Here is a 17,679-nt window from a genome sequence, read left to right on the forward strand (position 1 = left end):
GCCGCCACGGCGGGCTTTTTCATGGACTGAGGCTCATGCGGCCCACAAGCGCAGTTCATGCAATCCGCTGCGCTCCACCCGGGTGCCGAGTGCCCGTCCCTCGTCTTCAAACATGGCCTGCAGCCACGTCATATCCACTTCGCGCGCGTAGGCCAGACGGAAATGGCTGCGCCGCAACGGCACCAGCCGCAGGTCGGCGCTGCCGCCGGCATCGAAGCTGACGAAGGCCATCAGCGCCAGGTCCGGCCGGTATTCGTCGTAGCCACCGATGCCTTCGTAATCGTTGATGAAATCGCCGCAGCCATACAGGATCGGCTTGCCGGCATGCAGCTCAATCCCCAGCGGATGATGCGAGGAATGTCCGTGCACGATGTCGATTCCGCCGCTTTCCACCAGCTCGCGGGCAAAGGCGCGTTGCGCGGGGTCGATGTGGTAGCCCCAGTTCGGGCCCCAGTGGATCGATACCACCACGACGTCGCTGGCACGCCTGAGCTTGCGCACCTGTGCGGCAATGCGTTCGCGCGAGGCAACGGACCAGTCTTCCAGCAGGTTCACGCCGGAATGTCCGGCGCTGGCGCGCCACGCCGCCGGGGTGCCGGCATTTTCCATGGCGAGGGCCAGCACCAGCACGCGGCCGCCGCCGGGCAGCGGCAGCTGTACGGCGTGCGCCGCGCTCGCCTCGTCGGGGCCGGCGCCGGCATGCGCGATATGCGCGCCGTCGAGCGCCGCCAGCGTATCCGTCAGGCCCGCGCGGCCCCAGTCCATCACATGGTTGTTGGCCAGCACCGCACAGTCGATGCCGGCGGCCTGCAGGCAGGCGATATTGCCCGGATGCATGCGATAGTGCACCGCCTTGCCGGGCCAGGCATCGTCGCTGGTGGTGATGGCGGTTTCCAGGTTGACGATGCGCGGCCGCGCAGCGCGGCTTTCCAGTTCGGCCAGGGCATCGCCCCACGGGTATTCCGGCGAGGCGGGGCGCGCGATCGGGCCGGCCTTGTGCTCGGCCAGGCGCACGTAGTCGAGCGCGGAATGCACATACGATTCATGCAGCAGCGGCAGGCTGGGATGCGCCAGGATCTGGTCGATGCCGCGCCCGGTCATTACGTCGCCGCACAGGAACAGGGGAGGGTGGCTGGCTGTGTTCATGGCGCAGACGGACGGCGCGAGGGCGCCGTGCCGGCTGTTCATTCATGATAGGCCGGCAGGGTGGCGGCGCGGCATGATCGCGTTGCGGCACTTGCCATGGAGATTGTGCGCGTGGGGCCAGAGGCCCATTTACATTCGGGCGGTGCCTGCCTTAAATGATGTAGTCATCGGTCCTCGTGGCCATTTCCCTGCACCCAGACGCCGCGCGCCGTCCGATGTTTCCAACCAGCATCGGGAGGCACACTATGGCCCAGCCATCGCAGGAACACATTGAGGCACTCAAGGCGCAACTGCGCGGGCGCCTGCTGCAGCCGAACGACAGCGGCTACGACGAAGCGCGCCGCATCTGGAACGCGATGATCGACCGCCGTCCGCCGCTGATCGTGCAGGCCGCGGGCGCCGCCGACGTGATCGCCGCGGTCAACTTCGCGCGCGACCATGGCGTGCTGCTGTCGATACGCGGCGGCGGCCACAATATCGGCGGGCTGGCAATCTGCGAGGATGGCATGGTGCTGGACCTGTCGCAGATGAAATCCGTGCGCATCGATCCCCACGCGCAACGTGGCTTCGTGGAGCCTGGCGCCACACTGCGCGATTTCGACCATGAAGCGCAGGCCTTTGGCCTCGCCACGCCACTGGGCATCAACTCCACCACCGGCGTGGCCGGGCTGACGCTCGGCGGCGGCTTCGGCTGGCTCAGCCGCAAGTTCGGCACCACCGTCGACAACCTGGTGTCGGCACAGGTCGTGACTGCCGACGGCAAGCTGGTGCGCGCCAGCGCCGACGAGAACGCCGACCTGTTCTGGGCGCTACGCGGCGGCGGCGGCAACTTCGGCGTGGTGACGATGTTCGAGTTCCGGCTGCACCCGGTCGGCCCCGAGGTCTATGGCGGGCTGATCGTCTATCCGCTCGAACAGGCAGCCGCGGTGCTGCCGGCCTACCGCGAGCTGTTCAAGTCGATGCCGGACGAACTGACCGTCTGGGTGGTGCTGCGCCAGGCGCCGCCGCTGCCGTTCCTGCCGCCCGAGGCGCATGGCAAGCCGATCGCGGCACTGGCAATCTGCTATATCGGCCCGCCTGACAAAGGCCCCGAACTGGTCGAGCCGTTGCGCAAGCTCGGCACGCCCTATGGCGAGCATGTCGGTCCCATGCCGCTCACGGCATGGCAGCAGGCGTTCGATCCCTTGCTGACGCCGGGCGCGCGCAATTACTGGAAATCGCACAACTTCGCCGGGCTGGACGACGGCCTGATCACGATGCTGATCGAGCAGATCGGCAAGCTGCCCTCGCCGCAATGCGAGGTCTTTATCGGCGCCATGGGCGGGCAGACCAACCGCGTCGCGCCTGACGCGACTGCCTACGCCAGCCGCGATGCCAACTTCATCATGAACCTGCACGGGCGCTGGGACGCGCCCGCTGACGACGACAAATGCATCAGCTGGGCCCGTGAAGTCTTCCGTGCAGCAGCACCCTTCGCGCTGGGCAGCGTCTATGTGAACTTCCTGACGCAGGAAGAAACCGACCGCATTGGCGCGGCCTACGGGCCCAACTACGACCGGCTGGTCGAGGTGAAGCGGCGCTACGATCCGGGCAACCTGTTCCGCCACAACCACAACATCAATCCAGCGGCGTAACTGGCGTAACCTGCAGGAACAGGCAGGAAGGCGGGGCAGGGCGGGTGGCCTGCCCCGTTTTCACGCGGCTGCAATACTGGCATGCGAGTATCGCCGCGACCGCGTTGTATCGACAGGGAGGGCAGATCAGATGAGACCGGGCGAAGCAGAGTTGGTGCGGCGCATCCACAACGAGGTGGCCGACTACTACGACGAAGAGATCGAACTGGAACTGGACGACCGCGAAGCCAGCGAGGCCTTCGGCGATCCGGTGCACCTGGACGACGAGGCCGAGCAGGACAGCCGCCGCCACTATTTCCGCGAGCTGTTCCGCCTGCAGGGCGAACTGGTGCGGCTGCAGAGCTGGGTGGCCGCCACCGGGCACAAGATCGTCATCATCTTCGAAGGACGCGACGCCGCCGGCAAAGGCGGCGTGATCAAGCGCATCACGCAGCGCCTGAACCCGCGCGTCTGCCGCGTGGCGGCGCTGCCCGCGCCCAACGACCGCGAACGCACCCAGTGGTACTTCCAGCGCTACGTGGCGCACTTGCCCGCCGCCGGCGAGATCGTGCTGTTCGATCGCAGCTGGTACAACCGCGCCGGCGTCGAGCGCGTGATGGGCTTCTGCTCCGACGAGCAGTACGAAGAGTTCTTCCGCTCCGTGCCCGAGTTCGAGAAGATGCTGGTGCGCTCCGGCATCCAGGTGATCAAGTACTGGTTCTCGATCACGCACGACGAACAGCGCCTGCGCTTCCTGAGCCGCATCCACGATCCGCTCAAGCAGTGGAAGCTGAGCCCGATGGACCTGGAATCGCAGCGCCGCTGGGAGGACTACACCAAGGCTAAGGAAATCATGCTCGAGCGCACGCATATTGCCGAAGCGCCGTGGTGGGTAGTGCAGGCCGACGACAAGAAGCGCGCACGGCTGAACTGCATCCATCACCTGCTGAGCCAGGTGCCCTATGCGGAGGTAGAGGCGCCCAGCGTGGTGCTGCCGGGGCGCGAACGGCATGAGGACTATGTGCGGCAACCGGTGCCGAAGGAGATGATCGTGCCGGATGTGTATTGAGGAATCAGACCCTAGGGTTTGCACGGGTGCGCCATCGTCCCCCTGCGGTAGACGGCTACCTATAATGAAAACAGCCACCTGTAAATCCAAGGGTGGCCGTTATCGTGGAACTGCTAGTTTTTTGGGCGGCCATGCTTGCTGCCTACCTTCTGATGAAGCGTGCCGGCTGCTTCAGCCAGCCCGTGCTTTATCCCGATCTCGATCATCCCTTCCGCTACTGGTGGGCGCAACGGCTGGGGCGCCCGCTGCCACCGCCGGCTTTGCCCGATCACAGGCAACAAAAAACCCGGAGAGCGTGACGCTGTCCGGGTTGGCTTGCGTGGGCGATGCCCTGGAATTCTGTGGTGCCGAAGAGAGGAATCGAACCCCCGACCTTCTCATTACGAATGAGCTGCTCTACCGACTGAGCTACTTCGGCAACATGTTCCGGTGAACTGGAACAGCCCGCAATAGTAGCAGCGTTTTTCCGCCTTGTGAACCCCTTTTGTGTCGCCCGTGCCATCCGGCCGGGGCCAAAAGAAAACGGAGCGCCACCTGGGCGCCCCGTGCTATTGCGGCACGTCCGGAATCAGGCCTTGCCTTCGGCTTCCAGGTGGTAGCGGGTGACGCGTTCCACTTCGTTCTTGGAGCCCAGGATCACGGAGACGCGCTGGTGCAGTTTTTCTGGCTGCACGTCCATGATGCGCTGGTGGCCGTTGGTGGCGGCGCCGCCGGCCTGTTCGACCAGCATGGCCATCGGGTTGGCTTCGTACATCAGGCGCAGCTTGCCCGGTTTTTCCGGCTCGCGCTTGTCCCACGGGTACATGAAGACGCCGCCGCGGGTCAGGATGCGGTGCACGTCCGCAACCATCGAGGCGACCCAGCGCATGTTGAAGTTCTTGCCGCGCGGTCCTTCTTCGCCGGCCAGGCATTCGTCGATATAGCGGCGCACGGGCGGGGCCCAGTGGCGCATGTTCGACATGTTGATGGCGAATTCCTTGGTGTCGTCCGGGATCGTCACGTTGGAGTGCGTCAGCACGAAGCTGCCTGCCTCGCGGTCGAGCGTGAACATGTGCACGCCGTTGCCGACGGTCAGCACCAGCGTGGTCTGCGGGCCGTATACGGCGTAGCCGGCGGCGACCTGGTGGGTGCCGGGCTGCATGAAGTCGGCCTCGGTCACGGTCTGGCCCGGCTTGGGCATGTGCAGCACCGAGAAGATGGTGCCGATCGAGACATTGACGTCAATGTTCGACGAGCCGTCCAGCGGGTCGAACATCAGCAGGTATTCGCCCTTCGGGTAGCGGTTGGGAATCTCGTAGAACGATTCCATTTCTTCCGACGCCATGGCGGCGAGGTGGCCGCCCCATTCGTTGGCGTCGAGCAGCACTTCATTGGCGATCACGTCCAGCTTCTGCTGGGTTTCGCCCTGGACGTTGCCGGTGCCGGCCGAGCCCAGCACGCCGGCGAGGGCGCCCTTGCTGACGGCGTTGGAAATGGCCTTGCAGGCGCGCGCGACCACTTCGATCAGCAGCCGCAGTTCGGGCTGGATCGTGTTGTGCTTGCGCTGCTCCTCGACCAGGTAGCGGGTGAGGCTGATGCGAGTCATGGTTGGTTCTCCTTGGATGGCCGCAATTCTACATGCCCGGCCGCGCTTGGCCGGGCAAAGGGGGCGTGGGCGGGCCTCCCTGTGTCGTTCCCGCCGCTCAGGCGGCGAGCGCCTTGCCGACGATCTCGCGCACGTCGCGCGACAGCGTGCTGCTGGCGGCGACGCGTTCCAGTTCGGCGCGCATGCGGTCGCGCAGCGCCAGTTCGTATTTCTGCCAGCGGTCCATCACCCGCGCCAGGCGCGCGGCCACTTGCGGGTTGATGGCATCGAGCGCCAGCACCTGGTCGGCCCAGAAACGGTAGCCCGAGCCGTCCTGGGCGTGGAACTGCGCCGGGTTGCCGGAGCAGAAGCTGAAGATCAGCGAACGCGCGCGGTTGGGGTTGCGCAGGTTGAAGGCGGGGTGCTCCATCAGCGCGAGCACGGTGTCGATGGTGCGCTTGCCGGCGTGCGGGCCGACTTCACCGCGCTGCATGCCTTGCAGCGAGAACCATTTGTCGATCACCAGCGGGTCGTCCTCGAAGCGCTCGTAGAAGTCCGCCAGCGCATGCTCGCGCCCGGGGGCGAAACTGTTGACCAGCGCCGACAGCGCGGCGAAGCGGTCAGTCATGTTGTCGGCGTTCTGGTACTGCTGCTCGGCCACCGCCTGCATCGCGGCGTCGCCGCTGTCGGCCAGGTAGCCGAGCGCAAGGTTGCGCAGTGCGCGCCTGGCGGCGGATGTGGCATCGGGCGAGTAGTTGCCCGGCGTGGCGTTGCCCTCGTAGGCGGCGAGCCAGTCGGCCTGCAGCGCGCGCGCCAGGCCTTCGCGCATGAACTGGCGGGCGCGGTGGATGGCGGCGGGATCGGCCACGCCCATGCGCTCAGCCAGGTAGGCCTCGGCGGGCAGCACCAGCGCCTGTTCGCGGAAGGCGGGATTGAGCGTGTCGTCGGTCAGCACGGCGCCCATGGCCTGCACCAGCGCGGGCTCGAGCTTGAGCTCGCGCCCGGCCTGCACGTCTGCCACCATCTGCAGCAGCGCGCGCGTGGCCAGGCGCTGGCCGGCTTCCCAGCGGTTGAAGGCGTCGCTGTCGTGCGACAGCTGGAAGGTCAGCTGTGCGTCGGTGTACTCGGCATCGACGATCACCGGCGCCGAGAAGTTGCGCAGCAGCGAGGGCAGCGGGGCACTGGCGCCGCGCGGCAGGTTGATGAAGCGGAAGCGCTGCTCGGCCTGCGTGAAGTCGAGCACGCGCGTGGTCGCTCCGGGCGTGCTTTCGCCTTCGAGCTGCAGCGGCAGGTCCTTGCCGTCTGCGCCAAGCAGTCCGAGCGCGAACGGGATATGGAAGGGCTGCTTCTCGGGCGTGCCGGCGCGGGTCTCGATGCCGACCTTGGGGCAGCGCTGCGACAGCGTCAGCGTCAGGCTGCCGTCGTCGCCGTTCCAGTCCGTGCGCGCCGTCACCACCGGGGTGCCGGCCTGGCTGTACCACAGGCCGAACTGGCTCAGGTCGCGGCCGTTGGCATCGGCCATTGCCGCACGGAAGTCGTCGCAGGTGACGGCCTGGCCGTCATGGCGCTGGAAGTACAGGTCCATGCCCTTGCGGAAGCCCTCGCGGCCGAGCAGGGTCTGGTACATGCGCACGACTTCGGCGCCTTTCTCGTACACGGTGACCGTGTAGAAGTTGTTGATCTCTTCATAGCTGTCGGGGCGCACCGGGTGCGCCATCGGGCCGGCGTCCTCGGGGAACTGCACCTGGCGCAGCACGCGCACGTCCTCGATGCGCTTGACCGCGCGGCCGGATTCCGAGCCCATCATGTCGGCCGAGAACTCCTGGTCGCGGAACACCGTCAGGCCTTCCTTGAGCGAAAGCTGGAACCAGTCGCGGCAGGTCACGCGGTTGCCGGTCCAGTTGTGGAAGTACTCATGGCCGACCACCGCCTCGATATTGGCGAAGTCCGTGTCGGTGGCGGTCTGCGCGTTGGCCAGCACGTACTTGGTGTTGAAGATGTTCAGGCCCTTGTTCTCCATCGCGCCCATGTTGAAGTCGCCCACGGCGACGATCATGAAGCGATCCAGGTCAAGTTCCAGCCCGAAGCGGCGCTCGTCCCAGCGGATCGAATGGATCAGCGAATCCATGGCGTGGCGGGTCTTGTCGAGGTCGCGCGCCTCGACCCAGACCTGCAGCAGCTTGTCCTTGCCGGAGGCGGACTGGATCCGTTCCTCGATGCATTCGAGCTTGCCCGCGACCAGCGCGAACAGGTAGGCCGGCTTGCGGAAGGGGTCTTCCCACACGGCTTCGTGGCGGCCGTCGGGCAGTTCGAGCTGGCTCACCAGGTTGCCGTTGGACAGCAGCACCGGATAGGCGGCGCGGTCGGCGCGCAGCGTGACGCGGTAGGTCGCCATCACGTCGGGGCGGTCCAGGAAGTAGGTGATGCGGCGAAAGCCCTCGGCTTCGCACTGGGTGAAGAAGTTGCCGTTGGACACGTACAGGCCCGACAGCGTGGTATTGGCCGCGGGCTGGCACGCCGTGGTGATCTCCAGCGTGCCCTGCGCCGGCAGGCCGGGGATGGTCAGCGTGCCGGCATCCTGGGTCGCGTTGGCGACCGGCTTGCCCTCCAGGCTGACGCCGATCAGTTCGAGTTCCTCGCCGGCCAGCACCAGCGGTGCGTCGGGCGCGCCGGCCTGGCGCGCGAAGCGCAGCGTGCTGGTGACCACGGTGCGCTGGGGATCGAGGTCCAGCACCAGCTCGGCGTGGTCGATGGCGAACGGCGGCGGGGTATAGTCCTTGCGATAGACGGTAACGGGCGTGTCGGTGCGCAGCATGGAAAGATCCTGTCTTCGGAAGACCGTTAGGAAAGGGGGCGGGCCATGCGCGCGGCAGCGAAGCATGGCGCTGAAGTCCTCATTGTAGCCAAGGGGTCGGGGCGCGGCCCGGCGCAGCACGGCATCGGCATGCTGCGGGGAATTCCGCGCCGGCGGCGTGGTCTCAGAGACACGTGGGTATTCAGAGGAAAGCGAGGTAGCACTATGTGGCAGCGCGCAGGCGGTGTCGGCAATGCAGGAGCGGCGGGGCCGCGCAGGTGGTGGGGGGCGATGGCGTTGCTGGCGGCGCTGTTGCTGTCAGGGTGCGCCAGCACGGTGGTGACCGATGTCACGGCGTTCCGCCAGCCCGGGTGGCAGAACGATGCGCCGCGCACCTACAGCTTCGAGCGCAGCGCCGAGCAGGCGGCGCAGCTGGACCACCAGACCTATGAGCAGTGGCTGGCCGCGGCGCTGGCGGGGATCGGCTTCGAGCAGGTGCCGGCGAAACAGGCGCGCTATCGCGTCAGCATGGACTTCGATGCCGCGCCCGGCATCGTGCGCGTGGCCGAGACCGTCTACTCGGACCCGTGGTACGGCCCGTGGGGCCCATACTGGGGGCCCGGCTACTACCGCCCCTACGGGCCCTGGGGTCCGTGGGGCCCATGGGGGCCGGGCTACTGGCCGCCGCAGACCGTGGTGCGCGACGTGCCGGTGACGTTCTCCAGCCTGCGGGTGTATTTCAGGGATGCGGCCAGCGGCAAGCGGATCTACCAGGTCACCGCGCAGAACCAGACCGAAAACGGCAGCCTGCCGGCGGTCATGCCCTACCTGATCCGCAGCGCCTTTACCGACTTCCCGGCCGAGAGCGGCCGTCCGCGCCGGGTGACGCTGGAGGTCGAGAAAAACGCAAAGTAGGGCAGCCGGGGGCCGGCCGCGCGGTCCTGGCCAGGCGATGCGTGCGGATGCATGCAGGGGCATGCGTCTGCACCTGCATTGCATACGCAATGGTAAAAGCTGTTTAACTGGAATAATCCACTCAAAAAACGGCCTGCAGGCGGGCTGTGGTGGTACTTTGCGCGGACACGTGGGCTAGAATGGTTGCTCGATTTTTCCGGCCTGTCTGCCGGAATCGCCAGTTTCGCTGCCAGGCGTTGTCATTCGCTGCCGGCCCGTATCCTGAGACTTCTCGATCGGGCCCGAGCCGGTTCTTGGCGGGAGAGGGGCGCTTCCGGTCCGGGCCATTTTCCGGACGAGCCAATGAGCAGCAAGATTAGCGGTGATGCACCGCAACATGCCCCGAACAGTCCTGAAGCGCAGCTGCGCCTCGCTGCGCTGGAATACCACCGCAGCCCCACCAAGGGAAAGATCCAGGTAACCGCGACCAAGGCGCTGTCCAACCAGCGCGACCTGTCGCTGGCCTACTCGCCGGGCGTGGCCTATGCCTGCGAGGAAATCGCCAAGGACCCCGCTACCGCCGCCGAGTACACCTCGCGCGCCAACCTGGTGGCCGTGATCACCAACGGCACCGCCGTGCTGGGCCTGGGCGATATCGGCCCGCTGGCCGGCAAGCCGGTGATGGAGGGCAAGGGCTGCCTGTTCAAGAAGTTCGCCGGCATCGACGTGTTCGACATCGAGCTCGACGCGCGCGACCCGGACAAGATCGTCGAGATCGTTGCCGCGCTCGAGCCCACGCTGGGCGGCGTGAACCTGGAAGACATCAAGGCGCCGGAATGCTTCTACATCGAGCAGAAGCTGCGCGAGCGCATGAACATCCCCGTCTTCCACGACGACCAGCACGGCACCGCCATCATTTCGACCGCGGCGCTGCTCAATGGCCTGAAGGTGGTCGGCAAGGACGTCGGCAAGGTGAAACTGGCCGTGTCCGGCGCCGGCGCGGCTGCCATTGCCTGTCTGGACACCATGGTCAGCCTGGGCGTGAAGCGCGAGAACATCTCGGTGGTGGACTCCAAGGGCGTGATCTACGTTGGCCGCGACGTCAACATGGAAGCCAACAAGGCGCGCTACGCACAGGACACCTCGGCGCGCACGCTGGCTGACATCGTCAAGGACGCCGACGTCTTCCTGGGTTGCTCGACCGCCGGCGTGCTGACCGCCGAGATGGTCAAGACCATGGCCGACAAGCCCATCATCCTGGCGCTGGCCAACCCCGAGCCGGAAATCCGCCCGGAAGTGGCCAAGGCCGCGCGCCCGGACTGCATCATCGCCACCGGCCGTTCGGACTACCCGAACCAGGTCAACAACGTGCTGTGCTTCCCGTACATCTTCCGCGGCGCACTGGATTGCGGCGCGACCAAGATCACGGAAGCGATGAAACTGGCCTGCGTCAAGGCCATCGCCGAGCTGGCCGAGGCCGAGCTGAACGACGCCGTTGCCGCCGCCTACGGCGGCCGTGAGCTGAAGTTCGGCCCGGACTACATCATCCCGACCCCGTTCGACCAGCGCCTGATCGAGAAGATCGCGCCGGCGGTGGCCAAGGCCGCGGAGGAATCCGGTGTGGCCACGCGCCCGATCAAGGACCTCGAAGCGTATCGCCAGCAGCTGTCCACCTATGTCTATCACACCGGCCTGATCATGAAGCCGGTGTTCTCGGCCGCCAAGGCCGCGCCCAAGCGCGTGGCCTACGCCGAGGGCGAGGAAGAGCGCGTGCTGCGTGCCGTGCAGACCGTGGTGGACGAAGGGCTGGCGCGCCCCACCCTGATCGGCCGCCCGCACGTGATCCAGATGCGCATCGAGAAGGCCGGCCTGCGCCTCAAGGCCGGGGTGGACTTCGACCTGGTCAATCCGGAAGAAGACCCGCGCTACCGCGCCTACCACGAGGCCTACCACGCGCTGCGCGGTCGCGACGGCGTGACGCCGGACATGGCCAAGGTGGCGCTGCGCCGCTCCAACACGCTGATCGGCACGATGCTGATGCACATGGGCGATGCCGATGCGCTGCTGTGCGGCACGGTCGGCCGCTTCGAGGCTCACCTCGAGCACGTGCGTGACGTGATCGGCCTGGCGCCTGGCGCCAAGGTGTTCGCCGCGATGAACGCGCTGATGTTGGAGAAGCACACGCTGTTTATCACTGACACCTTCGTCAATGACGATCCCTCCGCCGAGGAACTGGCCGCGATCGCACAACTGGCCGCTGAGGAAATCGCGCGTTTCGGCCTGGTCCCCAAGGCCGCGTTGATGTCGCATTCGATGTTCGGTTCCTCGACCCGTCCGTCGGCGCGCAAGATGCGCGAGGCTGCGGCTATCCTGGCCAAGGTGGCACCGCACCTGGAAGTGGAAGGCGAGATGCAGGGCGACGCAGCACTGGACGAAGACGTGCGCCGCCACTTCCTGCCGTCGACCAAGCTGGCCGGCAGCGCCAACCTGCTGGTGATGCCGACGCTGGACGCGGCCAATATCGCCTTCAACCTGCTCAAGATCACGGGCGGGCAGGGCGTGACGGTGGGCCCGATCCTGCTGGGCGCGGCCAGGCCGGTGCACATCCTGAACCCGCAGGCGACCACACGCCGTATCGTCAACATGACGGCGGTGGCCGTGGCGGAGAGCGGCGCGGTGCGCTGATGCGCTGAAAACGAAGTCAGCAAGAATGCAAAAAGCCGGGTCGTCCGACCCGGCTTTTTGTTTGATGCTGCCCCGCGGCAATTGCGGGGGGAAGGCACTTGACGTGGTTGCTATTGCAGCACGTTGTACTGCTCGCGCATCACGACGATGATCGACTTGGCCGCGGCCAACTGCGTGTCGAGGTTTTCAACATATTCCTGCGGGAAATCGACCTCGGCGCTCCAGTTGCATCCGGTATGGTCAGGCTGGTGCATTCGCACCGCGTGCAGTTCGCATTCGCCGCACTCGGGGTTGTTGTCGAGGCACTGGTTCAGGATGGCCATCAGTTCGGAACGGGTCTTCGGGTAGCGCCGCATGAATCACCTCTCTCAATGTCGTTTTGAGGGTCCGGAACACCAATCTAGGAAGCGTGAAGGGGGGCTTCCAATTGAATCCATCTATGAAATGCTGGCTTTCGATCCGTATTGCCTGACGGCATGCGATGGCGCGGCGCAGCATTGCGGTGGCAGATTTCCGCACAGTGTGATGCGAACGCGGCAATGAAAAAGCCCGCCGGAAGGGCGGGCTGCAGGACTGCCGGTGAGACGGTTACGTCATCAGAACTTGTGACGCACGCCCACGCCGAAGGTATCGCCGTGCTCGATGCCGGTGATCTTGTCGTAGTAGTAGGCGGCGTACACGTCGGTGCGCTTGGACAGGTTGTAGTCGTAGGCGACGGCAAACGTGTTGCGCTTGAAGTCACCGATTGCGTTCTCGGTCTTGCCATAGGCGTAGGACGCCAGCACGTTGCCGGCACCGATCGGCACCGAGGCGCCGACCTGACCGTTGGTGTGCTTGATGTCGCCGCTGGCGGCCGTGCTGGCCTTGGTCTTGATGTACTGGCCCTGGGCGAACAGCTTGACCACCTTGAAGTCGTATGTGATGCCGCCCAGGACGGCGTCCTGGCGGCTGAAGCCCGCGCTCGACAGGTCGTCGGGAACCGCGTTGAAGCGGACCTGCTGGTACGCGACGGTCGCGGCGAACGGCCCGTTGAAATACATCAGGTTGCCGCCCCACTTGTTCTGGCCCGCGGCACCTGCCTTCTCGCCTGCCGAGTAGATCAGGTTCGCGCTCAGGCCGCCGAAGTTCGGGGTGGAGTACAGCACCGAGTTGTTCCAGCCCGAGTCGCCGATGATGCCCGGGTCCACCACGCCATTGCTGGCGGCACCGAAGTAGGTGTGGAAGATGGTCGGCGAGAACACGTACGAGTCGACCAGCGGGTTGAACAGGATGGTCGAGATGAAGTACGGGGTCGTGTTGCGGCCCAGCTTCAACGTGCCCAGCTTGTCATTCTGCAGGCCGACGTACGCATTGCGGCTGAACATCGAATCCCCGTTGAAGCGGCCGCTGTTGCCGCTGTCCGTGCGGAAGAACCCGTTCAGGTCGAAGATGGCCTTGGTGCCGCCGCCCAGGTCTTCGGTGCCCTTGATGCCCCAGTAGGACGTCTGCATACCGCCCGAGTTGGCCACCCATGCGCGCTCGCCCGAACCCGGGCTCTTGACGCCGCCGACGAACATGTCAGCCTGGCCGTACAGCGTGACGCTGGACTGGGCCATGGCCGCGCCGGAAAAAAGGGTAGCCGCTACCGCCAGCTTTAGTGCCGGCTTGTACTGCTTCTGCATTGTTAGACCTCCGTGGTTTGATCGATCCTGCTTGGAACGTTGTGTACTGGGTCCCTGTCGGGTTCTTCTAATGTCTTGGTGCTTTTATTCGTGCCGCCTGGCCTGGCTCGGTGGTGGGTGGTGCATGGGGTGCCGGCGGCATCGGGTACAGCGTTTTTTGTTATACAGGTGACGCTTTTTTGCTCAGGCGGATACTAAGTCGTCAAGCCGGAACTGCGCAATGTGATGGATCTGGTTGATGCAAGTTTGCAACTCGTGCTGCGGCGTGTTTTCCAGGCGGCGCGCAAACTCCGCGATGATCCCGTGGCGGTCGTAGCCGCGCACGGCCAGGATGAACGGGAAGCCGAATTTCTGGTTGTAGGCCGCGTTGAGCGACTGCAGGCGGTCGAACTCCTCTGGCGTGCACAGGTTCAGGCCGGCGCCGCTTTGCTCGCGCGTGGATTCGGCGGTCAGCTCGCCGCGCACGGCGGCCTTGCCGGCCAGCTCCGGGTGAGCGCGCACCAGCTTGAGCTGGGCCGCCTCGCCGGCTTCATCGACGGCCTTGCGCAGTGCCTGCGCCAGCGCGGCACCGTCGGCGAAGGGCCGTTGCGCGGCAGCGGCCTCGGCAAACCACGGCGAATGTTCGTAGATGCCGCCCAGCACCTGCACGAACTCCGCGACAGGCATGGTGTTGAGTTGGGCGATGGTGTAGGTCTGGCTCATGCTTGGTTCCGGGGGGTGTAGGGGTGGGTATCGGCCCAGTGGCGGGCGATGTCGACACGGCGGCAGATCCACACCTTGTCGTGTCCCTGCACATAGTCGAGGAAGCGCTGCAGCGCGCGGAAGCGGCCCGGGCGGCCGAGCAGGCGGCAGTGCATGCCGACCGACAGCATCTTGGGGCTGTCCTGTCCGCTCGGGTCGCCTTCCTCGTACAGCACGTCGAACGCGTCCTTGAGGTACTGGAAGAATTGTTCGCCGGTATTGAAGCCCTGCGGCGTGGCAAAGCGCATGTCGTTGGAGTCGAGCGTGTACGGCACCACCAGGTGCGGCTTCTTCTCGCCGCCGGTGACTTCGACTTCGGTCCAGAAGGGCAGGTCGTCGCCGTAGTAGTCGGAGTCGTACAGCAGGCCGCCATGCTCCACCACCAGGCGGCGCGTGTTGGGGCTGTCGCGGCCGGTGTACCAGCCCAGCGGCAACTCGCCGGTCAGGTCCTTGATGATCTGCATGCCGATGCGCATATGCTCACGCTCGGTGGCTTCGTCGATGCCCTGGTAGTGGATCCAGCGCCAGCCGTGGCAGGCGATCTCATGGCCCAGTTCGACAAAGGCGCGGGTCAGTTCAGGATGGCGCTGCAGCGCCATCGACACGCCGAAGATGGTCAGCGGCAGGCCACGCTTCTCGAACTCGCGCAGCAGGCGCCAGACGCCGGCACGCGAGCCGTATTCGTAGATGCCCTCCATGCTCATGTGGCGGTCGGGGTAGGCCGCGGCGCCGACGATCTCGGAGAGGAACTGCTCGGAGGCGGCGTCGCCGTGCAGCACGCAGTTTTCGCCGCCTTCTTCGTAGTTGAGGACGAACTGCACCGCAACGCGCGCGCCGCCCGGCCAGCGGGCGTGCGGCGGCCGGGCACCGTATCCGATGAGATCGCGTGGATAGTTATCTTTGATCATGTGTCTTTGCTTGCTTCAGGAAAACTTCCGGCACCGCCGCGCCGCCCGCAAGCGCCGACCATCACGCAATGTACGTGCCAGTCGTGCCGGCGGCGGTGCCGGATACTTCGATACCGTTGCTTCGGTTACTCGGTGCCGTGCGAGTTGGCGGCGGCGTTGCGCATGGCCTCCTCGCGCGACTGGATGCCGTTGTAGAACAGGTTCAGCGCCACGGCCACGATGGTGCCCAGCACGATGCCGCTGTGGGTGAACGGACCGGTCCACTTCGGCAGGTACTGGAAGAAGGTCGGTGCCAGCGTCGGGATCATGCCGGCGCCGATTGAGATGGCGACGATGAACAGGTTGTAACGGTTGCGGTTGAAATCGCACGAGCCCAGGATGCGGATGCCGGTGGCGGCCACCATGCCGAACATCACGATGCCGGCGCCGCCCAGCACGAACTGCGGCACCGAGGCCACCACGTGGGCCATCTTGGGGAACAGGCCGAACGCGATCAGGATGATGCCGCCGGCAGCCGCCACGTAGCGCGAGCGCACGCCGGTCACTGTCACCAGGCCTACGTTCTGCGAGAACGAGGTGTACGGGAAGGTGTTGAAGATGCCGCCGATCACGGTGCCCAGGCCGTCGGCGCGCAGGCCGCGGGTCAGGTCCTCGTTGCTCAGCTTCTTGCCGGTGATGTCCGACAGCGCCAGGAACATGCCGGTGGATTCCACCAGCGTGATCAGCATGACGATGCACATCGACAGGATGGCGGTCACTTCGAAGGTCGGGATGCCGAAGTGCAGCGGGGTGATGACAGCCATGAAGCTGGCTTCATCCAGGCCTTCGAATGACACCTTGCCCATCGCCATCGCCACCAGCGTGCCGGCGATGATGCCCAGCAGCACTGCGCAGTTGGCCACCAGGCCGCGGCCGTACTTGGTCAGCAGCAGGATGATCAGCAGCGTCAGGCCGGCAATGCCGAGGTTGGCCAGGTCACCGTAGGCGAGGTTGGGCACCTCCTTGACCACGCCGTCGATCACGGCACGGGTGGTGGGCTGGCCGCCGGCCGCCCAGTTGATGCCCACGCGCATCAGCGACACGCCGATCAGCGTGATCACCGTGCCGGTCACCACCGGCGGGAACAGCCCCAGCATGCGCCCCATCATCGGCGCAATCAGGATGCCGAAAATCCCCGACGCAATCACCGCGCCATAGATGCCGAGCAGGCCGACATTGGGATCGGTGCCGATGGCGATCATCGGCGCCACCGAGGCGAAGGTCACGCCCATCATCACCGGCAGGCGGATGCCGAACTTCCAGAAACCAAAGGCCTGGATCAGCGTGGCCAGGCCCGCGGCGAACAGGTCGGCGTTGATCAGGAACGCCAGCTGGTCCTTGGGCAGCTTGAGCGCGCCACCCACGATCAGGGGCACGGCAACCGTGCCGGCGTACATCACCAGAACGTGCTGCAACCCGAGCGCGAGCAGGCGCCCGGAAGGCAAACGCTCGTTGGTGAGGTCCGTCGGGACCGTGGTGCTTGCGGAATTCATGGGTGCGTCTCCTCTCCTTTGGTTTGATGGGAACACCACTGCCATGGCCCCGGTTCTGGATCCCGGAAGGTCTCCGGACCGTTATCTGCCGGTCGTGTCAGCACTCTCGTCGGTGAGCCGGGTGCTGTTTGCCGACCGGGTCTGGCCTTGTATTTGGGGGCAGGGGCGGGAACACCGTGCTAGGTAGAGCGGCCTAGCACGCTGCGAAGATCAAAGTTGCCCGGCTCGTCCGGCTGCACGCGGTCGGCGCAGGCGCCAAGGTGGTGCGCCATGCGCGACTGGGCCAGCGCGGCATTGCCCTGTTCGAGTGCGTCGAGGATCTCTTCGTGTTCATCGAACGAGCAGGCGTTGTTGCCCGGGGCTTCCACGCTGGCGATCATCAGCGTGGTGCGCGACACCAGCCGGCGCATCATGTTGACGAGCAGCGCGTTGCCCGACAGTTCCGCCAGGGCCGTATGGAACTCGGCGGACAGGCGGATCCATTTGGGCCGGTCATGCGTGAGGAAGGCCTGGCGCTCGCTGGCCACCATCTGGCGCAGCGGCGCGATCACGGTCTTGACGTCGGGCATGCCGGCAAGCTTTTCCAGCACCGCGCGTTCCAGCATCTGGCGCAGCTCGAACATGTCGTGCGCTTCGTCGGTGGAGGGGCTGGCGATAAAGGCGCCGCGGTTGGGTTCGAGATCGACCATGCCGTCGGCGGCCAGGTGCGACAGCACCTTGCGCACCGTGTGTCGCGCGGTGGCATAGATCTCGCAAAGGGAATGCTCGGTCAGCTTGGTGCGCGGCGGCAGCCGGTGCTCCATGATCGCGTCGTAGATCTCGTGATACATGCGCTCTTCGACCGAGCCCTTGCGTGCGGGCTTGGCGGGCTTGCCCGCCTGGATTTCGGTCGGCTCGGCGTCGGCCTTGGTTTCGGCGTTGGCGGCAATCAGCTTCAGGCTCTTGGACATCGTGGCACCAGCAGTCAGGCGGGGCACCGCAAATCCTGGACATCAGGCAGCGGTGATCCAAAAATTGTTGACAATTATTTGGTTACTGCTTCAATATTGTCAACAAAACAGACTCAGGTTTT

The 17,679-nt window shown here is 65.7% G+C and carries 13 protein-coding genes and 1 tRNA gene; 4 read left to right on the forward strand and 10 right to left on the reverse strand.

Annotation, left to right across the window (positions count from 1 at the left end):
- Positions 1-33: 33 nt before the first annotated feature.
- Positions 34-1,146: a CapA family protein gene (locus CNE_RS04550; protein ID WP_238553044.1), complete on the reverse strand. Its 1,113-nt coding sequence runs from the start codon at positions 1,144-1,146 to the stop codon at positions 34-36.
- Between the two features lie 245 nt (positions 1,147-1,391).
- Here CNE_RS04550 and CNE_RS04555 point away from each other — a divergent pair, with 245 nt between their 5' ends.
- Together CNE_RS04555 and ppk2 are read left to right on the forward strand one after the other, a co-directional pair.
- Positions 1,392-2,780, forward strand: a complete 1,389-nt coding sequence (locus tag CNE_RS04555; protein WP_013955965.1) for an FAD-binding oxidoreductase — start codon at positions 1,392-1,394, stop codon at positions 2,778-2,780.
- A 130-nt stretch (positions 2,781-2,910) separates the two neighbouring features.
- Positions 2,911-3,828: a polyphosphate kinase 2 gene (ppk2, locus tag CNE_RS04560; protein WP_013955966.1), complete on the forward strand. Its 918-nt coding sequence runs from the start codon at positions 2,911-2,913 to the stop codon at positions 3,826-3,828.
- A 342-nt stretch (positions 3,829-4,170) separates the two neighbouring features.
- Here ppk2 and CNE_RS04565 read toward each other — a convergent pair.
- The 3 genes from CNE_RS04565 to pepN form a co-directional block, all read right to left on the reverse strand.
- A tRNA-Thr gene (locus CNE_RS04565) sits at positions 4,171-4,246 on the reverse strand.
- A 150-nt stretch (positions 4,247-4,396) separates the two neighbouring features.
- The gene (locus CNE_RS04570; protein WP_013955968.1) at positions 4,397-5,413 is read right to left on the reverse strand and encodes a class 1 fructose-bisphosphatase; all 1,017 of its coding nucleotides are present in this window, start codon (positions 5,411-5,413) and stop codon (positions 4,397-4,399) included.
- Between the two features lie 97 nt (positions 5,414-5,510).
- The gene (pepN, locus tag CNE_RS04575) at positions 5,511-8,207 is read right to left on the reverse strand and encodes an aminopeptidase N (RefSeq protein ID WP_013955969.1); all 2,697 of its coding nucleotides are present in this window, start codon (positions 8,205-8,207) and stop codon (positions 5,511-5,513) included.
- A 270-nt stretch (positions 8,208-8,477) separates the two neighbouring features.
- Here pepN and CNE_RS04580 point away from each other — a divergent pair, with 270 nt between their 5' ends.
- On the forward strand, positions 8,478-9,101 hold the full coding sequence (locus CNE_RS04580; RefSeq protein ID WP_013955970.1) for a DUF4136 domain-containing protein: 624 nt from the start codon (positions 8,478-8,480) through the stop codon (positions 9,099-9,101).
- A 342-nt stretch (positions 9,102-9,443) separates the two neighbouring features.
- Complete coding sequence (locus CNE_RS04585; RefSeq protein ID WP_013955971.1) at positions 9,444-11,765, forward strand: NADP-dependent malic enzyme; 2,322 nt, start codon at positions 9,444-9,446, stop codon at positions 11,763-11,765.
- A 110-nt stretch (positions 11,766-11,875) separates the two neighbouring features.
- Here CNE_RS04585 and CNE_RS04590 read toward each other — a convergent pair whose 3' ends face one another.
- The 6 genes from CNE_RS04590 to CNE_RS04615 form a co-directional block, all read right to left on the reverse strand.
- Entirely contained in the window at positions 11,876-12,121 is a 246-nt protein-coding gene (locus CNE_RS04590) for a hypothetical protein (RefSeq protein WP_013955972.1), read from the reverse strand.
- A gap of 240 nt (positions 12,122-12,361) precedes the next feature.
- Positions 12,362-13,426 (reverse strand): porin, encoded by a 1,065-nt coding sequence (locus CNE_RS04595; protein WP_013955973.1) that lies wholly within the window; start codon positions 13,424-13,426, stop codon positions 12,362-12,364.
- Positions 13,427-13,609: 183 nt separating this feature from the next.
- On the reverse strand, positions 13,610-14,128 hold the full coding sequence (uraD, locus tag CNE_RS04600; protein WP_013955974.1) for a 2-oxo-4-hydroxy-4-carboxy-5-ureidoimidazoline decarboxylase: 519 nt from the start codon (positions 14,126-14,128) through the stop codon (positions 13,610-13,612).
- The gene (puuE, locus tag CNE_RS04605) at positions 14,125-15,075 is read right to left on the reverse strand and encodes an allantoinase PuuE (protein ID WP_013955975.1); all 951 of its coding nucleotides are present in this window, start codon (positions 15,073-15,075) and stop codon (positions 14,125-14,127) included. Before puuE ends, uraD begins: the two co-directional genes overlap by 4 nt.
- A 125-nt stretch (positions 15,076-15,200) precedes the next feature.
- A complete protein-coding gene (locus CNE_RS04610; protein ID WP_013955976.1) occupies positions 15,201-16,607 on the reverse strand; it encodes a nucleobase:cation symporter-2 family protein in 1,407 nt (468 codons plus the stop codon).
- Positions 16,608-16,786: 179 nt separating this feature from the next.
- Positions 16,787-17,557: a GntR family transcriptional regulator gene (locus CNE_RS04615; protein ID WP_013955977.1), complete on the reverse strand. Its 771-nt coding sequence runs from the start codon at positions 17,555-17,557 to the stop codon at positions 16,787-16,789.
- Between the last annotated feature and the right edge of the window lie 122 nt (positions 17,558-17,679).

The organism is Cupriavidus necator N-1 (assembly GCF_000219215.1).
Classification (GTDB): Bacteria; Pseudomonadota; Gammaproteobacteria; order Burkholderiales; family Burkholderiaceae; genus Cupriavidus; species Cupriavidus necator.

Bases quoted from the DNA above. Each gene is read 5' to 3' on its own strand.
- puuE (WP_013955975.1), bottom strand. From the start codon at position 15,075: ATGATCAAAGATAACTATCCACGCGATCTCATCGGATACGGTGCCCGG.
- CNE_RS04585 (WP_013955971.1), top strand. From the start codon at position 9,444: ATGAGCAGCAAGATTAGCGGTGATGCACCGCAACATGCCCCGAACAGT.
- CNE_RS04595 (WP_013955973.1), bottom strand. From the start codon at position 13,426: ATGCAGAAGCAGTACAAGCCGGCACTAAAGCTGGCGGTAGCGGCTACC.
- CNE_RS04615 (WP_013955977.1), bottom strand. From the start codon at position 17,557: ATGTCCAAGAGCCTGAAGCTGATTGCCGCCAACGCCGAAACCAAGGCC.
- CNE_RS04580 (WP_013955970.1), top strand. From the start codon at position 8,478: ATGGCGTTGCTGGCGGCGCTGTTGCTGTCAGGGTGCGCCAGCACGGTG.
- uraD (WP_013955974.1), bottom strand. From the start codon at position 14,128: ATGAGCCAGACCTACACCATCGCCCAACTCAACACCATGCCTGTCGCG.
- CNE_RS04555 (WP_013955965.1), top strand. From the start codon at position 1,392: ATGGCCCAGCCATCGCAGGAACACATTGAGGCACTCAAGGCGCAACTG.
- CNE_RS04610 (WP_013955976.1), bottom strand. From the start codon at position 16,607: ATGAATTCCGCAAGCACCACGGTCCCGACGGACCTCACCAACGAGCGT.
- pepN (WP_013955969.1), bottom strand. From the start codon at position 8,207: ATGCTGCGCACCGACACGCCCGTTACCGTCTATCGCAAGGACTATACC.
- CNE_RS04570 (WP_013955968.1), bottom strand. From the start codon at position 5,413: ATGACTCGCATCAGCCTCACCCGCTACCTGGTCGAGGAGCAGCGCAAG.
- CNE_RS04590 (WP_013955972.1), bottom strand. From the start codon at position 12,121: ATGCGGCGCTACCCGAAGACCCGTTCCGAACTGATGGCCATCCTGAAC.
- CNE_RS04550 (WP_238553044.1), bottom strand. From the start codon at position 1,146: ATGAACACAGCCAGCCACCCTCCCCTGTTCCTGTGCGGCGACGTAATG.
- ppk2 (WP_013955966.1), top strand. From the start codon at position 2,911: ATGAGACCGGGCGAAGCAGAGTTGGTGCGGCGCATCCACAACGAGGTG.